This window comes from Dyella sp. M7H15-1 (assembly GCF_004114615.1).
GTDB lineage: Bacteria > Pseudomonadota > Gammaproteobacteria > Xanthomonadales > Rhodanobacteraceae > Dyella_B.
Genome location: NZ_CP035300.1, coordinates 953,912 through 977,742 on the forward strand (window position 1 = coordinate 953,912; position 23,831 = coordinate 977,742).

At 60.0% G+C, this 23,831-nt stretch carries 13 protein-coding genes, 1 tRNA gene and 1 pseudogene; 4 read left to right on the plus strand and 11 right to left on the minus strand.

Annotated elements, in window-relative coordinates; genetic code table 11:
• Positions 1–77: 77 nt before the first annotated feature.
• The 3 genes from EO087_RS16650 to oxyR all read left to right on the plus strand — a co-directional run bounded on the left by EO087_RS16650 (position 78) and on the right by oxyR (position 12,849).
• A complete protein-coding gene (locus EO087_RS16650; RefSeq protein ID WP_128897842.1) occupies positions 78–9,695 on the plus strand; it encodes an ESPR-type extended signal peptide-containing protein in 9,618 nt (3,205 codons plus the stop codon).
• 134 nt (positions 9,696–9,829) lie between these two features.
• Positions 9,830–11,758, plus strand: a complete 1,929-nt coding sequence (locus EO087_RS04620; protein WP_164931765.1) for a S8 family serine peptidase — start codon at positions 9,830–9,832, stop codon at positions 11,756–11,758.
• Between the two features lie 143 nt (positions 11,759–11,901).
• The gene (gene oxyR / locus EO087_RS04625) at positions 11,902–12,849 is read left to right on the plus strand and encodes a DNA-binding transcriptional regulator OxyR (RefSeq protein WP_128897844.1); all 948 of its coding nucleotides are present in this window, start codon (positions 11,902–11,904) and stop codon (positions 12,847–12,849) included.
• Between the two features lie 53 nt (positions 12,850–12,902).
• On the opposite strand, the gene msrA is transcribed toward oxyR, so the two are convergent.
• From msrA to tfpZ, 8 genes are all read right to left on the minus strand, one after another.
• On the minus strand, positions 12,903–13,559 hold the full coding sequence (msrA, locus tag EO087_RS04630) for a peptide-methionine (S)-S-oxide reductase MsrA (RefSeq protein WP_128897845.1): 657 nt from the start codon (positions 13,557–13,559) through the stop codon (positions 12,903–12,905).
• A gap of 28 nt (positions 13,560–13,587) precedes the next feature.
• A complete protein-coding gene (locus EO087_RS04635; protein ID WP_128897846.1) occupies positions 13,588–14,106 on the minus strand; it encodes an adenine phosphoribosyltransferase in 519 nt (172 codons plus the stop codon).
• An 86-nt stretch (positions 14,107–14,192) separates the two neighbouring features.
• Entirely contained in the window at positions 14,193–14,471 is a 279-nt protein-coding gene (locus EO087_RS04640; RefSeq protein WP_128897847.1) for a DUF2007 domain-containing protein, read from the minus strand.
• Positions 14,472–14,511: 40 nt separating this feature from the next.
• Positions 14,512–15,483 (minus strand): Nudix family hydrolase, encoded by a 972-nt coding sequence (locus tag EO087_RS04645; protein ID WP_304988490.1) that lies wholly within the window; start codon positions 15,481–15,483, stop codon positions 14,512–14,514.
• Between the two features lie 9 nt (positions 15,484–15,492).
• Positions 15,493–15,981 (minus strand): dihydrofolate reductase, encoded by a 489-nt coding sequence (locus EO087_RS04650; protein WP_128897848.1) that lies wholly within the window; start codon positions 15,979–15,981, stop codon positions 15,493–15,495.
• Positions 15,982–16,156: 175 nt separating this feature from the next.
• On the minus strand, positions 16,157–16,951 hold the full coding sequence (locus tag EO087_RS04655) for a thymidylate synthase (protein ID WP_128897849.1): 795 nt from the start codon (positions 16,949–16,951) through the stop codon (positions 16,157–16,159).
• A 10-nt stretch (positions 16,952–16,961) separates the two neighbouring features.
• Complete coding sequence (gene lgt, locus EO087_RS04660) at positions 16,962–17,858, minus strand: prolipoprotein diacylglyceryl transferase (protein WP_128899809.1); 897 nt, start codon at positions 17,856–17,858, stop codon at positions 16,962–16,964.
• 153 nt (positions 17,859–18,011) lie between these two features.
• Positions 18,012–18,758 (minus strand): TfpX/TfpZ family type IV pilin accessory protein, encoded by a 747-nt coding sequence (gene tfpZ / locus EO087_RS04665; RefSeq protein WP_128897850.1) that lies wholly within the window; start codon positions 18,756–18,758, stop codon positions 18,012–18,014.
• A gap of 189 nt (positions 18,759–18,947) precedes the next feature.
• On the opposite strand from tfpZ, the pseudogene EO087_RS04670 reads away from it, so the two are divergent.
• Positions 18,948–19,166 (plus strand): annotated as a pseudogene (locus tag EO087_RS04670) (type II toxin-antitoxin system RelE/ParE family toxin); the annotation flags it as partial.
• 299 nt (positions 19,167–19,465) lie between these two features.
• On the opposite strand, the gene EO087_RS04680 reads toward EO087_RS04670, so the two are convergent.
• From EO087_RS04680 to EO087_RS04690, 3 genes are all read right to left on the minus strand, one after another.
• A tRNA-Asn gene (locus tag EO087_RS04680) sits at positions 19,466–19,542 on the minus strand.
• A gap of 70 nt (positions 19,543–19,612) precedes the next feature.
• Positions 19,613–21,013: a nucleotide 5'-monophosphate nucleosidase PpnN gene (gene ppnN / locus EO087_RS04685; protein WP_128897853.1), complete on the minus strand. Its 1,401-nt coding sequence runs from the start codon at positions 21,011–21,013 to the stop codon at positions 19,613–19,615.
• A 14-nt stretch (positions 21,014–21,027) separates the two neighbouring features.
• Complete coding sequence (locus EO087_RS04690; protein ID WP_128897854.1) at positions 21,028–23,493, minus strand: TonB-dependent receptor; 2,466 nt, start codon at positions 23,491–23,493, stop codon at positions 21,028–21,030.
• Positions 23,494–23,831 lie beyond the last annotated feature (338 nt).

Below are 23,831 nucleotides of genomic sequence, written 5' to 3' on the forward strand. Positions count from 1 at the left end.
CTGATCCGGACACCGCATCGCACCCACGCAAGCACACACCCGTGCGCTTGCGGCATATCCATACGGAAAGGACAGGCATGAACAAGATCTACAGCAAAATCTGGAGCACCTCGCTCGGCGCCGTCGTCGTTGCATCCGAGCTGGCTAGCAACAAAACCGTCGTCTGCAAAGGCACCGATCCACGCGGCGCGCACACGCTGCTGCGCTGCGCATTGGCCGCGCTGGTTAGCATGGCTTTGCTTCCTGCCGCTGCGCAGGCAGCTGTATGCAGCGGTTCGTTCGTCATTGGCACGGAACCCGTTGCCGCCGATACGGCCTTTGCTTGCGGCGCAAATGCCGACGCGACTGGAAAATACTCAACCGCATTGGGCAATGACGCCATCGCATTGGGCAAATACGCCACTGCAGTGGGTTATTCCGCACAAGCACGCGGCACCGACAGCGTGGCGTTGGGTCACGATGCGATGGCTCGCGGCAAGGCTAGCATGGCATTGGGGCAAGACAGCTCCGCAACGGCCAACAACAGCGTCGCGCTGGGCGCCGGCTCCACAGCCAACCAAGTCAATACAGTGTCGGTAGGCAGTACCGATATCAAGCGCCGAATCACCAACGTCGACGATGCCGTCGATGCTTACGACGCGGTCAACAAGCGCCAGCTCGACGCGCTTGCCGACAGCACCAGCGATGCACAGCATTACTTCAAAGCCAATGGCAACGAAGACGGCAGCGACGACGCCAAGGCCGTAGGAACAACGGCCACCGCAGCTGGCGCAAACAGCTTGGCCCAAGGCAACAACAGCACTGCCATGGGCGTGTACGCGAATGCTGCAGCGGAAGAAAGCACCGCCGTCGGTTCCAACAGCAGCGCCAGAGGCAACTCCAGCGTTGCGGTGGGTAGCAACGCCCAGGCTTTGGGCAAATTCGCCACCGCCACCGGTACGCTGAGCAAAGCACGTGGCAACGGTAGCGTAGCGACGGGCCTTGCCGCTCAAGCCGATGGCGCCGACTCGCTGGCACAGGGTTCCTATGCTTCGGCATCAGGCAGTGGCAGCATCGCCGTGGGCGCCGAAAGCCGGGCCAGGGCTATCGGCTCCATAGCGGTAGGCGCTGATGCCTGGGCTTACGGTGTGAATAGCGTGGCCTTGGGAAGCATCTCCTTCGCGAATGCGGAAGAAGCCACGGCGTTGGGTACAAATGCCTGGGCATTGGCTGCACAGTCAACAGCCGTAGGCGCCAATTCGCTGGCCCAAGGCATCAACAGTGTCGCGCTCGGATCGGGTGCGATGGCCGATCGAGACAACACCGTTTCCGTCGGCAGCGCCGGCAACGAACGCCAGATCACCAACGTGGCAGCGGGCACACAAGGGACCGATGCGGTAAACCTGAAGCAACTCAACGCCGCGGTTGGTGACGGCAGCACCAACCGCTACTTCAAAGCCAATGGCGACGGCAATGACGACGCCATTGTCGGCGGCAAGTATGCCACCGCAGCAGGCTCTGACAGCTTTGCTCAAGGCGAGGGTTCATCTGCCTTTGGCAGCGGCGCCAACGCCATCGACGATTACGGCACAGCAGTTGGCTACGGCAGCACCAGCATGGGCAACCAGTCCACTGCGCTGGGCAGCTTCAGTCAGGCCGTCGCCGATGGAGCCACCGCGATCGGGGCAAATGCCACGGCGAATGGTGAGCAATCATTAGCGCTCGGTGATCGAGCCAACGCCTCTTACTACAACGCAATGGCTATCGGGACAAATGCGTCGTCCACGAGTTGGGCCTCCATCGCCATGGGCTTGAACAGCCAGGCCGATGGTGTGCGCAGCATCGCCATCGGCGAAAGCGCTCAAGCCAGCAATGGTCTTGGCAACGTTGCCATCGGTTGGGCCAGCAAGGCGACCAATTTTGAAGCCACTGCGATCGGTAGCGCCGCATGGGCCACCGGGTACAACACGCTCGCCGCCGGTTCAGGAGCCTGGGCACTCGGCAACAACGCTACGGCAGTTGGTGCTGGTGCGGGCAGCGCCGACACCGTCGATGAAATCACTGCAGTAGGTTCCAATGCGCGTGCGAATGGCTATCGCAATACGGTCGTGGGCGCAGGTAGCTACGCGGCCAGTTGGGCACCGCAGAGCACGGTGATCGGCGCCAACGCTTTCAGTTTTGCCTCCCATGGCACAGCCATCGGTGAAAGCAGCGAAGTAGCCTACGGTGCAGATCGATCAGTCGCCTTGGGTTCGGGCTCGTATGCGGACCGCCCCAATTCGGTTTCGGTAGGCGCAGCTTCTTCGTGGGTCGATGGCTATGGGGTTACTCACAATGCCATCACACGCCAGATCACCAACGTCGCCGCCGGCACCCAAGCCACCGATGCCGTGAACAAATCGCAGCTCGATGAAGTGGCTGGCCAGGTCAGCGGCATCAACAAATACTTCAAGGCCAGCGGCGACGATGGGCTGTTCGATGAGGCGCTGCTGGATGGGGCGCATACCACCGCCGCCGGTTCGGGCAGCATCGCGGGGGCAAACGAAGCTTCTGCCTTTGGTTATCGAGCGGCGGCTGTCGGCCTGGCTTCCACCGCTGCGGGCAACAACTCGACCGCTAGCGGAGATCACAGTGTTTCCGTCGGCAGCGACAGCATCGCAAAAGGCTTCTACAGCAGCGCCTTCGGAAGCAATAGTCAGGCAAGCGGCGTCTGGAGCAGTGCTTTGGGCGCTAATGCGCTGGCACAAGGTGGCAATGCGACGGCCATCGGCGCACAGACCCAGGCTATCGGCGAAGAATCGACGGCCTTGGGTGCCCAAAGTTTCGCCACCAACCGAGGGGCCGTCGCTATCGGTGAGTACGCAGGCGCCATGGGGGATCTGTCAACGGCGATTGGTGCACAAGCGCGCGCGTATGGCGATGGTTCGATAGCGTTCGGCAGTTTCTACGCATGTCCCGATGGTCAAATCTGCAGCTTTGATGATGGTGCTCAATCCTACGGACGCAATTCGATTGCCATCGGTACGGTAGCTATGACTGACGGTGACGACAGTGTCGCTCTGGGTACCTATGCATACGCAGGTACTAACGGAAGCCTGGCACTGGGGGCTTACTCTGCGGCGTTTGGCAACAACACGGTGGCTTTGGGCGCGAACTCGATCGCCGATCGTGACAACACGGTATCGGTCGGTTCGCTTGGTAACGAGCGTCAGATCACCAACGTGGCCGCCGGTACAGAAGGCACCGATGCCGTGAACAAATCCCAGCTGGATGCGCTGGGCGAAAGCATCGGTGCAGCCAGTCATTACTTTGCCGCGACGGGCCAAGGCAATGACGACGCCATCGTCAGTGGCCAATTCGCGACGGCCGCTGGCGCAGGCAGCTATGCCACAGGCGTCGGCGCATCGGCTTTTGGCAGCGGCACCAATGCCATCGGCGATCAGTCCACCGCCATCGGCTACGGCACCGCGGTGGTGGGTACGCAAAGCATGGCAGTGGGTAGCAATAACAACGTCACTGGCAATTACTCCACCGCTGTCGGCAATGCTCAACAGGTGTCGGGTAACTATGTCACTGCCATCGGGCAACAGGCCAATATCAACAGCGACTTCGCCAGTACGCTGGGCGGATGGAACTACGTAGGCACAAATTCATCCGACGCCGTCGCTTTGGGTTCATTGGCCAGTGTGGGCAACAACTCCTTCAACAGCATCGCTGTCGGAACATACGCCGCTGTTGGCAACAATGCCCAGAATTCGATCGCAATGGGTACGTTGAGCTACGCCGGCTCGAACTACGCCACCGCGATCGGCGGCACGGCCGTCGATTTCCAACACGGGCTCATTCGCAGCACGATGGTCACCGGTGCGCAAGGCGTAGCGCTGGGCAGTGGTGCTTGGGCCACGGGCGATTTTGGCGTGGCCCTTGGCAACTTCAGCACGGTAGCGGCGAACAATGCCGTGGCTCTGGGCGCTTTCTCGCTGGCAGATCGAGACAACAGCGTGTCGGTAGGCAGCGCGGGCAACGAACGCCAGATCACCAACGTCGCTGCCGGTACATTGGGCACCGACGCCGTGAACAAGAACCAATTAGACGAAGTGGCTGCGCAGGCGGGTACGACCCATAAGTACTTCAAGGCCAATGGCAGCGATTTCCTGTTCGACGACGCACTGCTCGATGGTGCGTATACGACGGCGGCAGGTGCTAGCAGTTCGGCAAGCGGTACAGGTGCCTCGGCATTCGGTCACTATGCCTTGGCCGATGGTGCCGGTGCCTCAGCCATGGGCGAAAACTCGACTGCGCAAGGCGAGGCCAGTGTAGCGGTTGGCAAAGACAGCAACGCCCATGGCGATAACACCATTGCAGTCGGTGGTGAGGCCCGCGCCTTGGCGAATGCCACGACGGCGGTAGGTGCACAAAGCATAGCCGCAGGTATCGGTGCCAGTGCTTATGGCCAAGGCAGCATTGCGGCCGGCGATGCCAGCGTGGCGTTAGGCCAGGGCTCGCAGAGCTTTGGTTTCGGTAATACGGCTGTCGGTTCGCACGCCAGGGCCGACGCCGATCAGGCAGCGACCGCGCTGGGTGCACTCAGCACGGCATCCGGTGACGGCTCCACAGCCATCGGCGGCTTGGCCAGCAGCATCGGAGCGGGCAGTCTAGCGGCAGGTTTTGATGCCGTCAGCTGGGGTGAGGCGTCAGTGGCGTTGGGTGCTCGCAGCGCTGCCGTGGGCCAGTTCAGCCTGGCGCTCGGCAATGGCGCTATTGCCAACTACAACAACAGCATCGCGCTGGGCCACAACAGCTACACCAATGGCTCGGACGCCATTGCCGTCGGTGTCGATACTGGCGCACGCGCGCAATATTCGGTAGCGATCGGCACCGGCAATGACGAACCCGTCTACGCGGACATCCAAGCCGGCGTTTCCGAAACAGGCTACGGTTCGATTGCCCTGGGCAGGGGCGCAGCAGTTGGCAACAATGCTGTCGCATCCGTCGCCATGGGTCTCGGCGCAACTGTAAATCATGGTGCCGAGCAGGGTATCGCCATCGGTACGGCTTCCTATGCCGGCGCGATGCAATCCATCGCCATTGGCGGCATCACTGCGACAGATACCGAGCTGCTTCGGACCAATGCCGCCACGGGGTATGGCTCAATTGCCTTAGGTGCAGGCGCCCAGGCATTAGAAAAAGACAGCGTTACTTTGGGTAGAGCTAGTGGTGCCGTTGCCGCGAACGCCGTGGCCCTCGGCGCTTTCTCCATCGCAGATCGCGCTAACACCGTATCGGTCGGTTCGGTAGGCAATGAGCGTCAGATCACCAACGTCGCTGCCGGTACGCAGGGCACCGACGCGGTGAACGTGGACCAGCTCAACACAGCTATCGGCGATAGCGCCACCAACAAGTATTTCAAGGCCACGGGAGTCACCGATACGGTTGATCCGTTCGACGGTGCCATCGCCAAGGGCGATCAAGCTGTAGCAGCCGGTAGCTACAGCTATGCCGAGGGAAATAAGTCAGTGGCCGTTGGCCTGAACAGCCACGCCGCCGCTATCGATTCGATGGCCCTGGGTGCCGACAGCATCGCCAAGGGCGCGGGTGGCGTTGCCGTGGGTGCGCATGCAGTCGCAGATGCTTACGCCGCGGCAGTAGGCTCCAATGCGCAAGCACGCAATGTCGGCACACTGGCTTTGGGTGCGGAATCCCTGGCTACCGGCAATCGCTCGACGGCCGTAGGCATGAACAGCCAGGCCTCGGGTGAGCAAAGTATCGCCAGTGGCTATGGCAGCACAGCGACCGGCTTGCAGACTAGTGCTTTGGGTGCCAATAGTCTGGCCAGTGGTTTCTTCGCTTCAGCGTTTGGCGCACATGCGGTCGCTTCGGGTGATTTCAGCAGCGCAATGGGTGTTGGCAGCGAGGCGTCGGCTGATGGAACCACCGCGATGGGCTCGCTATCTTCCGCATCAGGCGACTTCAGCACAGCTGTTGGCTCACTGGCGTATAGCAGTGGCCTCAGATCGGTCGCAGTGGGCAACCATGTTTTTGCGGAAGGTGATGGAAGCATCGCGATAGGTGGGCAATATGTGCCGCCACCGGATGGCAGCGGGATTCTCGTGTCTACGCAGGCACTGGGGCGAAATGGAATCGCTATCGGTGGTAGTGCCGTGGCCAATGTCGACGATGGCGTCGCCTTGGGTGCACTGGCGCAGGCTTCCGCAACCAATTCGGTAGCGTTGGGTACCGGCTCGCAGGCCGTTCGGGAAAACACCGTTTCAGTGGGCTATGAAGGCGCTGAACGCCAAATCACCAACGTCGCTGCCGGTACATTGGGCACCGACGCCGTGAACAAGAACCAGTTGGACGAAGTGGCTGCGCAGGCGGGTACTACGAATAAGTACTTCAAGGCCAACGGCAGCGATCTCCTGTTCGACGACGCACTACTCGATGGCGCGTTTACAACGGCCGCCGGCTCCGCTAGTTCGGCTTCTGGCACAGGTGCCACGGCCGTTGGTCATTACGCCTTGGCCGATGGTGCCGGCGCAGCCGCCTTCGGTGAAAACACCACGGCACAAGGCAATGCTGCCGTTGCCGTCGGCAGGGACAGCCAAGCCCGTGGCAACAACAGTGTGGCGATAGGTGCACAAGCAGCCAGCGGGGAAAGTGCAACTGCCATAGGCAATAATGCGCAAGCGTTACCGCAGTCCAGCATCGCCTTCGGTACTAACGCGTTCGCGGGAGACGTGAATGCCATTGCCCTCGGGAAAGGCGCCAATGCAGGCAACCTCAATGCGATGGCGCTTGGTTCGCGCAGCCAGGCGTGGGGCAACGGCTCCACAGCGATTGGCTATACAGCCACGGCATACGGCAATTCGGCCACCGCCCTGGGTTATTACAGCGGCGCACAGGGTGACTTCAGCTTGGCATTGGGCCGCGCGGTCTCGGATCGCTCGGGAGGTATTGCTGCTGGTAATTTCGCGTACTCTTATGGTGCGAATGCAACGGCGATCGGTACGAACGCTTCCTCGGGTGGAAACGACTCGGTAGCTCTGGGGTCAGACGCAGCGACTCATGCTTTGGCGACGGGTTCGGTTGCCATTGGCAACAGCGCCTGGGCCACAGACAGGGCTGCCGACGGCATTTCGATTGGAACGTACGCCACGGCAGACGGCTATGCTGCCCTATCCCTTGGGTATGCAAGCTACGCAAACTCCGACTATTCCATCGCCATGGGCTACCAGGCGCACGCTTTGGCGGATAACGCTGTAGCACTTGGCACCCACTCTGTTGCCGACCGATCCAATACGATTTCCGTTGGCTCGCAAGGCAACGAACGCCAGATCACCAACGTCGCTGCCGGTACGCAAAGCACCGACGCAGTGAACAAGTCGCAGCTCGATGACGTGGCTAGCCAGATCGGTACTTCCAACAAGTACTTCAAGGCCAACGGCGACGGCAACGACGATGCCATTGCCCAAGGCGACTACGCCACTGCTGCGGGTTCGGGTAGCTATGCCAAGGGCACCGGTGCATCGGCCTTCGGTAGTGGTGCCTCCGCCATCGGTGATTTCAGCGTTGCAAGTGGCTATGGCAGCACGGCGTTCGGAGACTTCGGCGTTGCGATCGGCAATTCGGCGGTCAGCGAATATGGCGCAGGTATTGCTATAGGACACCAGTCCTATGTGGGCGGAAACGGTGTGGCCATCGGCGTTCAGAGTCTGGCTGCGGGGATGCAGGCGACAGCTGTCGGCGAACGGGCTCAAGCTTCGAGCCAGGGAACCACGGCTGTAGGTATGGGGGCTAGTGCCTCTGATCTGGCAGCTTCCGCGTTCGGTGCTGGTAGCGAAGCCAGCGGTGGCTACAGTACTGCGGCAGGTTTCGCTTCGACTGCTTCCGGCACCAGTGCGACAGCGTTCGGTACGGGCTCTAACGCCTCAGGCCATTTAAGCACCGCCATCGGCAGGTCTTCGCGGTCGATCGGTTTCTACGCGACCGCAGTCGGCTACAACACCCAAGCCAATGAGTCAGGCAGTGCATTCGGTTCCGAGAGTTGGGCGCAAGGCAACCAAAGCACTGCATTGGGTTTCAATTCCTGGGGTGTTAACGACAATTCCACTGCCGTCGGTGCAAACGCCTGGGCTAAGGCTGATAACAGTGTGGCCTTGGGTCAAGGCTCCTTGGCGGATCGTGCGAACTCCGTATCCGTCGGTGCTGCACACGACTGGACGGGGCTGGATGGCACCGTGTACAAAGCCACCAATCGCCAGATCACCAACGTCGCTGCCGGTACGCAAGGCACAGATGCGGTGAATGTGAATCAGCTCAATGCCGCCGTCGGTGATGGCAGCACTAATCGCTACTTCAAAGCCGATGGCGCCAACAATGGCACCGATGATGCTCACACTAGCGGCGTGCAGGCTGTCGCTAGCGGTGCCAACGCCAAAGCACAATCCGACGGTGCGGTGGCGTTGGGCGGGTCAAGCACGGCAGCTACCGCGAATAGTGTGGCCATTGGCTTCAACTCAGGGGCCAGAGGCAATGCAAGCGTAGCGTTGGGCGCCTACAGCGAGGCCAATGCATTCAATAGCGTTGCATTGGGTGCTGGCAGTATCGCCGACCGCAACAGCACTGTGTCGGTGGGTAAGGTGGGTGCCGAACGGCAGATCACCAACGTTGCCGCAGGTACGGCCGATACCGATGCCGTCAACGTCGCCCAGCTGAAATCTGCTGGACTGCTCGATAGCTCGGGTAATGCGATGGATGGAGTGAGCTATGACACGGGAAGCGACAGGCGCACTGTCACGTTGGGCGGTGGACAGCAAGGCACCACATTGAGCAATGTGTCCGCGGGTCTTGGCGCCATGGATGCCGTCAACGTCGGCCAGATGGAGTCCGTGGCGGATGCCATCGGCGGCGGCATGAAGATGGGTGCCAACGGCATGTTCTCCCAAGCTAACTTCACCATCCTCGGCGCTACGTATCACAACGCGGGCGATGCATTCAATGCGTTGAATGGCGCCGTGGACAATGCATTGGGTCAGATCGGCAGCCTGGATCAGCGCGTCAGCTCAATCGAAACTGGCAGCTCTAGTCCTAGCGGTGGCAATAGCAGCGGGAGCGGTAGTTCGAACCCTGGTACCGGCGGCAACCTTGTGATGGGTGGCGATAGCAACTCGGTAGCCATCGGCGATGGCTCCTCGACGGATCGTCCCAATACGGTGTCTGTGGGTAATCCAGGCAACGAACGTCAGATCGCCAACGTTGCAGCAGGCGTCAACGCGACCGATGCGGTGAATGTTGGCCAGATGACGGAAGCCACGCAACAAGCCATCACTGCCGCCCAGTCCTACGCCGACCAGGCCGGTGCGAATGCCTTGAGCTCCGCCAACGCCTATACCGACCAGAAGGTCGCGAATCTTGTCACCAAAGACAACTTCGACGCCTTCAAGCAATCGGTGGATGACCAGTTCCACCGGGTCAACACGCGCATTAATCGCGTCGGTGCGATGGGTGCGGCGATGGCCGGCATGGCAGGCGCCATTGCCGCAGCGCCAGGTACAGACAACCGTGTCAGTGCAGCGGCTGGCACTTATGGTGGCGAGGGAGCATTGGCTGTCGGCCTGTCACGTCGCATCGGTGGCAACGGTGCTGTGCTGGTTGGTGGCTCGGTGGCTGGCGGCGGTGAAGCCAGCGGCACCATCGGCGTCAGCTTCGGCTGGTAACGGGAAAGCGCCCTTTCCTCAGGGGAAGGGCGCTTCTTCCGACGTCATGCGACTGGCGAGAACCAATGGTTTGCGTCATTCGTCACTTCAACTCGGGGTGCGGGATGCCCCGGCTCTACTTCAAGGAACTATGCATGAAGTCATTTGCTCCTCTTCGCCTTAGCGTCATGACGGCCGTACTGATTGTGGCTGTCCCGGCGCTTCATGCCTCAAACGCACCTTCGTTGTCTGCTCATTACATTGGCGCAAGCCAAGCTGACCAGACGTATGACCGCTTCATCGTCACGTATAAAGCGGGCTCGACTCAGCGCAACGACAGTGCGGCGGCCGTGCAGACCGTGAATACAGCTATTGCGCGTGCTGGTCTGAATGCTGCAACCAAGTCCTCAAACAACACGTCGACATTGGCTATTTCGGTGACCCATCAGCGCAAGCTTGCCGTGGGCTCCGATCTCATCCGCACCTCGCGCAAGCTAAGTCAGAGCGAGGCCAATGCCCTGATGGTACAACTGACATCCGATCCAGCCGTTGCCCACGTTCAACCCGATCGCAAGATGTATGCCGTCCGGGATATTGCGGCTCCAAACACAATGTCAAAGCCCAGTGACACGCCAACGCCAGTCACGCCGAACGACCCGTATTACGCACAGTATCAGTGGAACTTCTCCAACGCGACCGGTGGCGCTAACGTCAACAATGCGTGGAACATCGCCGATGGCACGGGCGTGACGGTGGCGGTGATCGACACCGGTATTACCGAACACCCCGACCTGGATACGTCGTTGGGTAATGCGGGTTATGACTTTATTTACGACCATGAGGTCTCAGGTCGTACCACTGATGGCCGAGTAGCAGGTGGCTGGGACGAGGGCGACTGGACCGAAGCAAACCAGTGCGGCATAGGCTCACCCGCTGAAGGCAGCAGTTGGCATGGCACCAACGTGGCAGGCGTGATCGGTGAACTCACCGATAATGGCGTCGGCATGGCTGGCATCGCTTACAACGCCAAGGTCTTGCCGATTCGTGTGCTTGGCCACTGCGGCGGCTACGCTTCCGACATTTCCGACGCCATCGAATGGGCATCGGGCGGTCACGTGGATGGCGTGCCTGATAACACCCATGTTGCACAAGTCATCAATATGAGCTTGGGTGGAAGTGGCGTGTGTACCGCGAGTGATCCGGAATACCAAGCCATCCAGGATGCCCTTAGCCGCGGCACCACAGTGGTGGTTGCTGCGGGGAATAGTTCCGCCGACGTTTCCACCGCTACCCCCGCAAGTTGTCCCGGCGTCATTGCGGTAGCATCGAACGGCGTCACCGGCAAGCGTGCGTTCTACTCCAACTATGGCAGGGGCATCACGATCTCGGCGCCGGGTGGTGGCGTGTATGCCAACGATGCTTCTTCGGGTGAGCAAGTGACAGACGGCTTCATCTGGCAGGCCATCAATTTGGGCAAGACCACGCCGGACTATCCAGCCGATTCCGTACAGGCCTACGGCGGTATGGCGGGTACCTCTCAGGCTACCCCACAAGTGACGGGTACCGTGGCCATGGTTGTCGGCGCCGTGAACGCTTCGGGCTTGCCAGCACTGACCCCGGCTCAAATCACCGACGTGCTCGTGAACTCCGCGCGCCCGTTCCCGGTGACAGAAGATCATCCGATCGGTGCGGGCATCGTCGACGCCTATGCTGCCGTCAACCTGGCGGTCCACGATGATAACGGTGGTGGTGAACAAGCCATTCCGCTGACCAAAGGCACGTTGCTATCTGGTCAGGGCGCTACGAGCGGTAGCATCCTGTACTCAATTGCAGTGCCGGCAGGCGCTACCACCTTGAATCTCCGTACGCTTGGTGGTTCGGGTAATGTTGCCTTGTACGTGAAAGCCGGCAGTGCTCCAGCGATGGACGGCAGCGATGCCGACTTCAGCTCGGTGAAACCGGGCACCAGCGAAGCCGTGGTCATCCCATCACCGCAGGCCAGCACGTACTATCTTCGCGTGGCTCCGCAGCAGGGCAGTGTCTTCAGCAATATTTCGGTGCTAGCCGATTACAACAGCCCTTAATCCGAGTCGATGCTGCAAGAAAACCCCGGTATTTTGCTGGGGTTTTTTTTGGGGGCGGACCACACAGCAGCCACCTATCACTTGCATTGCCAAAATCAATCCATACCATGTCAATTCATAGATACCCCCTATTTGGCTGGTAAATGAACCTGCGCGACCTGCACTACCTGGTTTCCCTGGCCGAGCACCGCCATTTCGGCCGCGCAGCGGAAGCCTGTTTCGTCAGCCAGCCCACGCTCTCCACCCAAATCAAGAAACTGGAGAATGAACTGGGCGTGGTACTGGTAGAGCGCACGCCGCGCAAAGTGCTGCTGACCGATGTGGGTCGCGAGATCGCCCATCGCGCCCGCGAGGTACTCCATGACATCGAGCAGATCAAGGGGATTGCCCGTCGCACGCTAGACCCGGAATCGGGCACGGTGCGCCTGGGCATATTCCCGACGCTCGGGCCGTATCTCCTACCCCATGTCGTACCCATGGTGAGCCATCGCTTCCCGCGCCTGGAATTGCTGCTGGTCGAGGAAAAAACCGAGGTGCTATTGCACCGTCTGCGCGAGGGCAAGCTGGACGCCGGCATCCTGGCGCTACCGATCCACGAAGAAAGCCTGCATACGGAATTCCTGTTCGAGGAACCATTCCTGCTGGCCGTGCCGCAATCGCACCCCTTGGCCAAACGTCCGCAATTGAAGCTCAACGATCTTTCCGACCAGAATTTGTTGTTGCTCGAAGATGGGCATTGCCTGCGCGACCAAGCGCTTGAGGTTTGCCACATGTCCGGCGCGGGCGAAAAGAGCGGTTTTCGCGCGACCAGCCTGGAAACGCTGCGTCAGATGGTTGCCGCCAACGTGGGCATTACCTTGCTGCCGACACTCGCGGTAAAACCGCCGGTGGCGCAAGCACCGAATCTGCAACTGGTCGAGTTCAGTGGCCATCCGCCCAGCCGCAAGATCGCCGTGGTGTGGCGCAAGAGCTCGGCGATGGGGGGCTTCCTCAAACAACTGGCGGAAGTATTCAAAAGCCTGCCGCGGGATCTGCTTGATCCACACAGCTCGGCGGCTGCCAGTACCCGCAAGCGCCGACGCCTCGCCTGACACACGCTTTGCTCCTTCTCCCCGAAGGGGGAAGGGAGCAAAGCACACACGTTTCAGGACGCCACAACAAGCCCGATCGGGCAAGCCACACCCGTGCCTCCCAGTCCGCAGTAGCCATCCGGATGCTTCGACAGATACTGCTGATGTTCGTTCTCGGCAAAGTAGAATGGCCCGGCCATGGCGATCTCTGTGGTGATGGTGCCGTAGCCTGCATGCCCCAGTTCCGCCTGGAAGCGCTTCGCCGATGCCTGCGCGATATCAAGTTGCGCAATATGGGACGTATAGATGGCCGAACGGTATTGCGTGCCTGTATCGTTGCCCTGGCGCATCCCCTGGGTGGGATCATGGCTTTCCCAGAACGTTTTCAGCAAGGTGTCGAACGCGATCTTCGCAGGGTCATAGACCACCTGCACTACTTCAGCGTGACCGGTCATGCCCGAGCACACTTCGCGATAGGTCGGATTAGGCGTATAGCCACCCGCATACCCCACTGCCGTCGTCAGCACGCCGGACAAGTTCCAGAACTTGCGCTCGGCGCCCCAGAAACAGCCCATGCCGAACAACACACTCTCGCTGCCCGGAAAAGCTTCCTGCTGCAACGCGCGACCGTGGACGTGGTGGTGATCAGCGTGCGCCAGCGACTGCTCGCGTCCGGGTAAGGCATCTTCCGGATGAGGCATGCGTTGTTTCCAGGCGCCGATGCCAAGCATGACCACATCTCCTCCAACTGGCTGGGTATCAGTAATGCAACACAGTATGTAACGGAATGTTGTCCGGCCAAAGCGTTCTGCCCTGCAGCGCCAGCAGCTCGATCACCACAGCAGCGCCGACCAACTTCGCCCCAAGCTGCCCGAGCAGGTTGCGCGCCGCACCCAGGGTTCCCCCTGTGGCCAGTACGTCGTCCACTAGCAGCACACGCTCGCCCTGGCGCACGGTACCTTCACGGGCTTCAAGGCGATCGGTGCCGTATTCAAGCTGATATTCCGCATGCATCACCGGCGGCGGCAGTTTGCCCGGCTTGCGTAGCGGAATGAATCCGGCGCTCAGCTTCTGTGCCATCGCGGCGGCGAAGATGAAGCCGCGCGATTCCACGCCGCATACAGCCTGCACGTTGCCGCCCTGCCAAGGCTCGACCATGGCGTCGATGCAGCGCGCGAAGGCAGTCCCGTCGGCCAGCAAGGGCGTGATATCACGGAAGACCACGCCCGGCTTGGGGAAATCCGGTACCGCGCGGATCAGGCTTTCAAACGATGTCATGCATGCACTCCCATCAATGCTTCGACTGCGCGCCGTCGTGGCCGCAGCGCCCCCGACAGAATACCTGTCAGCGCAAATAACCGCCCTTAACCCGGCACGGGCATCAAGGTGTCGGTGTCGTCGTCCTGCTCTTGCAGCACTTCCCTGGCCTCGGCCAGGGCGCGATCGATCTCGCGCACGATCGGCTCGGCAGCAGCGACACTCGATTCGGGCACCAGCACGGCAATGTAATCCATTGCCGGCAACTGCCCGACACCACCAGTGAGGTATTCGCCGGAGATGAAAGCAGGTATCTCTGCGCTCTCCAGCGCATCCTTCACCAGATGGGCGTCGATCAGGTTCTGGGCTCGATAGATGATGCGCATGGAGTCACGCTACTGCTGCTTGTGTCAACGGGCAAGCGCGTCACCAGAAAGCACCGATTCCAGCCACGCCTTGACCCGCACACTCGCGCGCCAGACCCACCTGTTCGGGTGTGGTACCGCCCAGCGCGTAGACCGGTAGTGCGGCGGCTTCAGCCAAAAGCTGGAAGGCTGACCAACCCAATGCAGGTACATCCGGATGGCTGCGGGTCGGAACCACCGGCGAGAGCGTGGCGAAATCCGCGCTGATGTGCCCCGCCTGGCGCAACGCATCGGCACCATGGCAACTACAGCCGACAAGCTGCGTCCATGGCAATGGCCGCTCGTCCAGCAAAACAAGCTGCGACGATTTCAGGTGCACACCTATGCCTGCGCCCAGTTCGCGCGCCCCATCGATATCTTCATTGAGCAGCAAAGAAACGCCGCAACGCATGGCTTGTGGTTGCAACCGAACAGCCAGATCACGCACCTGCCCCGCCGTCCACAGCGGAAACCGCAACTGGATCAAACCCGCGCCTTGCTCCATAGCCGCGCTTATGCGCGTGTACCAAAGCTCAGCCTGATCCGGCGTGACATCTGCGGGTGTGATGACATAGATCGAAGGCAGCCGCAACGCCTGCAAAATGGGACGATCGGCAGGTGCCAGCAAGTTCGGAGTGATGTCCGAGGGCCGCATCCATTGCAACACCTGTCCTTCCAGCGAGACCGGCGTGCCTTGCCAACGCGTAAACTGCCAGGCATCGAGCAACAAGCCACGCTCGCCGTAACGCCATGGCACGCGGATCAGTGGCGCACCATCGGCAGGATCGATATGAATGCCCAACTCTTCGTGCAATTCGCGCGCCAGCGCATGTTGCGGTGACTCGCCTGGTTCAAGCTTGCCGCCGGGAAATTCCCATAATCCAGCGAGATGCTTGCCTTCAGGACGTTGTGCCAAAAGCACCCTCCCCTGCGCATGCGCACCGCGCAGCACGCCAGCCATGACGTGTATCGGTGCGCCAGCGCGATCGTTCACAGGAAACGATCAGTGATTACGGATGTACTCGACCATGTCGAAGTCGTAGCTGTGATCGCTGTCCTTCTTGTGGTGCGTGCGCTTCACTTCGGTCCAATCGCTGAAATGGATGCCGGGGAAGAACGCATCGGCGCCCTCCACGGCAGCGCTCACCCAGGTGAGATACAGACGCTGCGCCATCGGCAGCGCATCGTGGAACACCTTGCCGCCGCCGATCACCATCAAGCCGGTACCGTTGGAACGGGCCTGGGCTTCTTCAATGGAACGCACGGTAACTTGGCCTGGGAACGGTGCCTCGTGGCGCTTGGACAGCACCAGATTTGCGCGATCTGGCAACGCACGACCGATCGAAATAGCTGTGTTGTAACCCATAAGCACGTACTTGCCGACTGTCAACTGCTTGAACCAGCGCAAATCATCCGGCAGATGCCAGGGGAGCTGGCCTTTGCGACCGATTGCAAAATTCTCGTCGAGGGCGGCAATCAACGAAATGGCCATGGAAGCTCCGGGAAGGGTGGCAGTGATCGAATGGCATATGCAGCCGTAGAGGTACCCGGCCACGATGGCTAGCCATTATATCGTTTCGATAGGGAGGCTGGCATGGTGAATGTGGGTTGGATCTTGGCCTGTACTGGTTCGACCGTCACACAGCACAGCGATTGCATCGGGTTCGTTATACGGCCACCGGTGCCTTGATCGCCGCATGCGGGTGATAATCCTCGATCATCACGTCTTCAAAACGGAATTCGAAAATCGACGTGACATGCGGATTGAGCTTCAATCGCGGCAAAGGCCGCGGTTCGCGCGTCAGTTGCAGGCGCGCCTGCTCCAGATGATTGTTGTACAGATGCGCATCGCCCAGCGTGTACACGAAATCGCCGACCCCCCATCCGCACACCTGCGCGATCATGTGCGTAAGCAGCGCATAGCTGGCGATATTGAACGGCACACCAAGGAAGATATCGCCCGAGCGCTGATAGAGCTGGCAGCTCAACTTCCCGTCTGCCACGTAGAACTGGAACAGTGCATGGCACGGCATCAGCGCCATCTTCGACAGCTCACCGACATTCCATGCGCTGACAATCAAGCGGCGCGAATCGGGATTGCGCTTGATTTCTTCGACCACCCAGCTGATCTGGTCCACAATGCGGCCATCGGAGGTCGGCCAAGCGCGCCATTGCTTGCCGTAGACCGGACCGAGGTCACCGTGTTCATCGGCCCACTCGTCCCAGATGCTGACACCGTTTTCCTGCAGGTAACCGATATTGGTATCGCCCTGCAGGAACCAGATCAGCTCATGCACGATCGATTTCAAATGCAGCTTCTTGGTGGTAACCAGCGGGAATCCTTCGTTGAGATCGAAACGCATCTGCCAGCCGAACACGCTACTCGTGCCGGTGCCGGTGCGATCGTTTTTTTGCGTGCCGTGCTCCAGCACGTGGCGAAGCAGGTCGAGATAGGCGTGCATGGACGGAAGTTTACGCGCTCTGGCTGGAGTCTGCCCTGGCCAATGCCAGAGTCGGCGCGCGGCGTGACATCCCGATCAGCAGCAAGCCGACGATGATCAAGGGTAACGATTGAAGCTGCCCCATCGTCACCCAGCCGAACGCCAGGTAGCCAAGTTGTGCATCGGGCACGCGCACGAATTCCACCGCAAAGCGGAAACAACCGTACATCAGCGCGAACAAGCCCGAGATCAAGTAGCGCGGGCGTGGCTTCATCGAGGCCAGCCACAGCACAGCGAACATCACCACGCCTTCCAGCACCATTTCATAGAGCTGCGAGGGATGACGCGGCAGACCGCCGTATTGCTGCATGAGTTGAGTCAGACCCGGGTTGCTGGCAGCCAGTGCGGCATCTTCATCATGCGCGTTGGGAAAGATCATGGCCCACGGCATCAACCCAGGCTTGCCCCACAGCTCGCCGTTGATGAAATTGCCGAACCGCCCCAGCCCCAGGCCAACCGGCACCACCGGCGCGAGAAAATCCACCGTATCGAAGAAATGCAGTGCGTGTCGGCGCGACCACCACAACCCCGCCACCAGCACGCCCAACAGACCACCGTGAAAGCTCATGCCGCCATCCCATACGCGGAACAAAGCCAACGGCTCGGTCCAGATCCAGCGGATGCCACCAGCGTAATAGAACAACATGTACCAGATACGCCCGCCCAGGATCACCCCCATCATGGCGTAGAACGCCAGGTCGCCAAAGGCTTCCCGGCTTACCGGCAAGCGGCCGTGCTTGCGGCGGTATTCACCCAGCATCCATGCACCTAGGAAGCTAAGCAGGTACATCAGCCCGTACCAATGGATCTGGACCGGCCCCAGATGCAGGGCGACCGGGTTGAATTGCACGACGAAGGGTTGCGACATAGCGTAGCCGACAGCGATCAAAGCTGGGAGTTTACCGGTCTGGCTGCTGAACGTCAGGGCCACGGCCCTGATTAAAGGAGCGGCGCGCCATGATTTGCATGGGCCAGATGACAAAGCCCGCGTCAGCACGGGCTTTTTTCCCATACCCGCCTATTATTTCCAAGGATCGATGGACAGTACGGCGATCGGGCGTTTGCTCGAGGGCGAAATAATCGCCGAATAATCATTGTCGCCGTGCTGGAGCGGCAGCACTTCCAGTGGCTGCGAAGGTAACGCCGCTTGTAGACGATCGAGGTACGCCCGCTGCGAATCGGTTGCGCGCTTGAGTGACGCCAATGGCTTGGCGCGCTTCATGACGGCGCCTATCGCCTGATCATAAGGCACATAATATTGGGGCAGCCGATCAATATCTTTGCCCGTCGCCATCACCTGCAGCACGAAATCTCCCGATGAATCCCCCTTGGGCGGAAGTGCGCCTACCAGTACCGGCCCCGTCAATGAACGTTTGCGAAATTCAGGGCGGTCGCCCTTGGCCAAATCAGCATCGCTGAGTTCCTGCGCCGACACCATCACCAATCGATCGACTTCGGCAACGATAAACACTGGCCGCGCATCGGTTATGACGTATACGCCATAACCGAAGGCGATGGTCTGCAACACAGCGATGATGGTCAGATCCAACCGCAGCCATTTGCGCGGCTTATGGCGATTGACCACCACCAGCGTCAGCAGCGGACCTATGCAGACATCGATCCCCATCAACAGCAGGATCAGACGGTTGGCTCCGGCGGCGCGGAAATAGGGTGAGGGAAACCAGAGAAAATAGATCAACGCCCCCATCAGCACGACCAGCACGGCACTGATCGACAAATGGATGCCGGCAGCTTTCCAACGGTTCATGGTGCGAAAAGGACGTTCGCTATGTGAGGTGGTGCGAAATATACCGAACCTCTACCCGAGATGTATTGCTCGCGAATTGTCTCGTAATCCAGCCCCTCCACCACATCCGGCGGCGGCAGCCTGTAGATATCGATCGCCGATGTGGTCGATACGTAATCCATCACGCCACCTGCAAGCCATCTAGGCGCACGCCTGGCCCATGGCCTGGCCGGCGACGTGAAGACAGTAGGCGAAGGCGTCAGCGAACTACGCATCGACTACGGCGCGGGTTACCGCGTTTATTTCAAGCACTGCGGCAACACGCTGATCATCTTGCTATGTGGCGGCGACAAGCGCACGCAAGATGCCGATATCATGCAGTGCCGTCATCTGACCCCAGCGTCGCTGCCCAGTGGCAGCGCATCGTAGTTCCGTGCAAGTTTTGGGCTTTGGCCTTTTGGACTGCCCCACCCCGCTACGCCGCCTCTATCCGTTTCCTGTTCGTCGGACCCGCATGTTGCCTGCAGCTTCCTTCAGGCGCCCCCTCGCGGAGGATTCCCTTGCTGTTCGGCTAGACCCTTCCTCTTGCCGGGCAGGTTCCGGACTTTCACCGGTTAATCGCTCCTCTCGCCACCACAGCGAGACAAACAGGCCAGGCACGGCACTACGCGCCATGCCTGGCGCACCAAAAGCAAAGGGCTGCGATCACTCGCAGCCCTTGCAGTATCTGGCGCCCGAAGTTGGACTCGAACCAACGACCCCCTGATTAACAGTCAAGTGCTCTAACCGGCTGAGCTATTCGGGCGGGGAGCTACATAGTTTGGGCAATGGAGCTCGTGGCTGTCAAGCCATGGGCCTGATTCTCAATGAATCTTTCAGGCGGTCAGCACGCGGTAGCACGGGACGTACACGGTGCCGCCAGGCAGCTTCATGCGGTGTTGCTGCACGAAAGCCTGCAGGAGGTGATCCAGCGCTTGCATGATTTCAGTTTCGCCGTTGATCTCGAACGGGCCCTGCTTTTCGATGGCGCGTACGCCCTCGTCCTTGACGTTGCCGGCCACGATGCCCGAGAAGGCACGGCGCAGATCCGCAGCCAGTTCGTGCCGCGGACGATTGCGGTGAATGGCCAGGGCGCGCATGGTTTCATGCGTGGGTGCGAAGGGTTGCTGGAAGGTCAGCGGGATGTTCAGGGACCAGTTGAAGAAGAATGCGTCCTTGTTGTCCAGCCGATGGTGGCGAACTTTCTCAATGCCGCGCACCATCGCGTGGGACACGGCGATCGGATCGTCGACGATAATTTTATAGTACTGCGCGACATCGTCGCCCAGCGCCAACCGCAGAAACGTATCGATCTGCTTGAAGTACGCTGCCGATTGCTTTGGCCCGGTAAAAATCAGCGGGAATGGAATACCAGCATTGTCCGGGTGCAGCAGGATACCAAGCAGATAAAGAATTTCTTCGGCCGTGCCGACGCCGCCCGGGAACACGATGATGCCGTGCCCCATGCGCACGAAGGCTTCCAGGCGCTTTTCGATATCCGGCATGATCACAAGCTGGTTCACGATAGGATTGGGCGACTCGGCCGCGATGATGCCCGGCTCGGTGATGCCGATGTAGCGGTTCTTGTGGCGACGCTGCTTGGCATGCGCGATGGTGGCGCCCTTCATCGGACCTTTCATGGCGCCTGGACCGCAGCCAGTGCAGATATCCAGGTCGCGCAAACCAAGCTGGTAGCCGACTAGCTTGGTGTATTCGTATTCGTCACGCGAGATCGAATGGCCGCCCCAGCACACGGCTAGGTTGGGATCAATTTGAGGTTTGAGGATGCGCGCGTTGCGCAGGATCTCGAACACGGCATGCGTGATGCCAGACGCATCGTCCAGATCGAAATTGCCCTGCTCAAGCTGGGTAGACACATAGGTGATGTCGCGCACCACGGCGACCAGCAATTCGTTGATACCGCGGATGATATGGCCATCCACGAATGCCTTGGCCGGCGCATGCGAGAGTTCGATCTTGATGCCGCGATCCTGTTGCAGCACCTGGATGTCGAAATTCGGATACTGCTCGAACATGCCGCGCGGGTCGTCGCTGATATCGCCCGAAGTCAGCGTTGCCAATGCGCAGCGCCGCAGCAGGCTATGCAAGCCCGAGCCACTGGCATCGCGCAGACGTGCCACCTCGTTGCGGGAAAGGATGTCCAGGCCGCCAGCGGGCGAAATGCGCGCACTTACCGTGGCGGGTTTACCGGACTTGTCGATCTGCGTGTCATTCATTCAAAACTCCTAAATTACTGGAACGTCGTACCGAAGGTAACCACGTAGGCACGCGGCTGCAGCAGGCCGTAGGTCGGTGCCGAAGCGTATAGGTACTGGGACAGTGCTGCCGCTGTCGGCGACTTGGACAGCAGCGTGGCCGAATACACGTACGAGAACGCTTCGCGGTTGGTCAGATTGGTGACGTTGAGCTTGATGTACGGCTTCTTCAACCAGCCCCAGTCGCCAAAGCGGTAACCGGCGCTGAAGTTGAAAGTGGTGAAGCCGCCTACGCTTTCGGTGTTCGCATAGTCGCCGTAGAGCGAGCTGGTAACGCGGCCGTTCAATGTCGCCCAGATGCGCGAGTCGTCGTAACCCAGGCTGATGTTGCCGATGTTGCGCGGCGTATCAGGCATGTTCCTGCCGTCAGTCGGATACACGCCATTGCCGCCATCGTAGGCGTCCCCCAGGCCGCCGTCGAGGTTGCCGCGAATCTTCGCCTGCGTGTAAGTGTAGGAGCTGTACACGGTCCAGTTCGGCAAGAACATCCAACTCAGTTCGCCGTTGAAACCACGCATGTCCATATGTGGGATGGTGGTGTAGTACTCGTTACCCTGCGCGGTGAAGCCCACTTCCTGCTTGTTGAAGTAGTTGCTGTGGTAGACGTCGGCGCTGGCCGAAATTGTATCGCCATAGAAACGGTAGCCCAGATCGGTGTTCCAGGACATTTCCGGCTGACCGTTGTTCACGCCAGCCAGTGCGTCAAGCAGGATCGCGGTGTTGCTTGGCACACGGAAGGTCTTGCCGCTCCCGATGTAGAACTGGTTCTTCTCGTCCAACTGGAACTTCACGCCAACTGTCGGCAGGAGGCGATGCCAATTGTTGTTGAAGTGGGTGGCTGTCGCCGTGGTCGAACCAGGATAGTCATAAGCGAGGCCCGTGCGCGTCGCGTACAGGTAAGCCAGGCCCGCCGTGAAGGTCCAGAAATCGTTCGGCGTCCAGTTGTCGGTGATGAACGCCTTCTTGAGTTCCGTGATGGTGTATTCGTCGTAGTACTGCTGCGGCAGACCGCTGGGATACAGTAGCCACGAGGAATTGCTCCACACGTCGTCAACCGATCCAGTGAGCGGATCCACCCGGCCATAGGTATCGGTCTGGCTCTTGCGCGAACGCTCGTACCAGAAGCCGTATTCCAGGCTGTTGTCCATGCCAAGGTCGGTGTTCGCCTTGATGATCACGCCCGGGCGATAGTTCAATGCGGAGGAATACGAGTAGACGGTACCGCCCGAGAAATTCTTCTTCGTACTGTTGGTGACCAGACCGTCACCGTTGAGGTCGATGTTCGAGTACAGGTACTGACTGATCGACGAGGTGCTTTCCTGTGCAAGAGCGCCACCGCCACCGCCGCCGTTGCCGTACCAAAAGTACGGAATCACCGACAAATGCGTGCTGTCGGCCAGCTTGAACTCGCCGTCCATACTGAACATGTAGCTCTTGTAGGGATTGGTGTGTAGCGCCCCATAGTTTTCGTCGGCGGTCGCGGCGGTCTTCAGTGCCGGACCCCTGAGGTTGTTCAGTGGAATCCAGGCGTTGTTGTAGTTGTAGAAGTAGCCGAGCTGCTGCTCTTGCGCCTTGGAAAGCGCGGCATATTCAAGATTGCTCTGACGACTGTATTGCAGCGACGCACTGATGGAATTGTTGTCGTCGATGGTCCACACCGACTTGCCGTCCACCTTGGTCACGCGCAGGTCGCCCTGGCCGCGCCACATATCGGCGGTGTTGTCGGAGAACGAAATCCACGAACGCACCGGACCTAGGTCGCCGGTGTTCAAGCGCACGAAGGTGCGGCGATAGTCGTTGCTGCCGAAGCTCTGGGTTATATCCACGCCACCCTGGTGCGACGGATCGATGGTCGCCCAGCCAATGTGGCCGCCGCTGGCGCCCGAGTCAGGCATGTCGATATCCGGAATGCCCTGCAGCACGGTGATGTCGCCCATGTTCTCGGAGTCACCGTATTCGGTGGCATACACCGAGTAACTACCGGTGTCGGTGATCGGCGCGCCGTTCACCGTCATGCCGATGTCCGACGAGTCGTAGCCACGCATGCTGTAGTGGCCGTTGGCCAGGCCGGTGACGTCGTCCGTAGCGGCGTTCACGCCCGGGATGGAGCCGATCATCTGGGTGAAGTTGCTGCCGGGGCTGGCCTTTTCGATCGCGTCACGCGTGATGGTCGACACGGCCTTCGGGGCCGTCTGCACCGACATCAATCCGCCGCCGAGCGACAGCGATTGCGCCTGCACGGTCACTTCCGACATCTGTTTCACATCACGCTGGGTGGCATTGGACGTGGTGGTGTTGGATGTGCTGGACGCGTTGACGCGCTGCTGGGTACTGGCAATGCCCTGGTTAGTTTGGTCGTTGCTGGTGGTCTGCGCCATCGCAACACCCACTGACATACAACAAGCCGCGGCAATCGCCGCGGAAAGATGCGTTCGTTTCATGTCGAGCCCCTTAGTCCGAATTGTTAGTTTCAATATTTCTCTGGTACCGCTTTTTGTACCACTCGAACAGCATTGACGACTCACGACATCAGCCGGCCCTTGTGGGCTGCTGCACGTGATGACTCATCGACGCAAAAAGATCTCGGGCTCGTACTCCACACGAAAACAAAAACTTATGCGAGAACTGAATCGCTCGCTTCGTCCGAACCCTCACCCGCCTGCCAGCACCCTCCCCCCGAGGGAGAAGGTTCACCCATCCGATGTTTCGCGAGTCTCCGCATCTACTGATGCTATGAAACCTTTGGTATAGGCAGTCTTTATGCGAATACAGCGGCGGG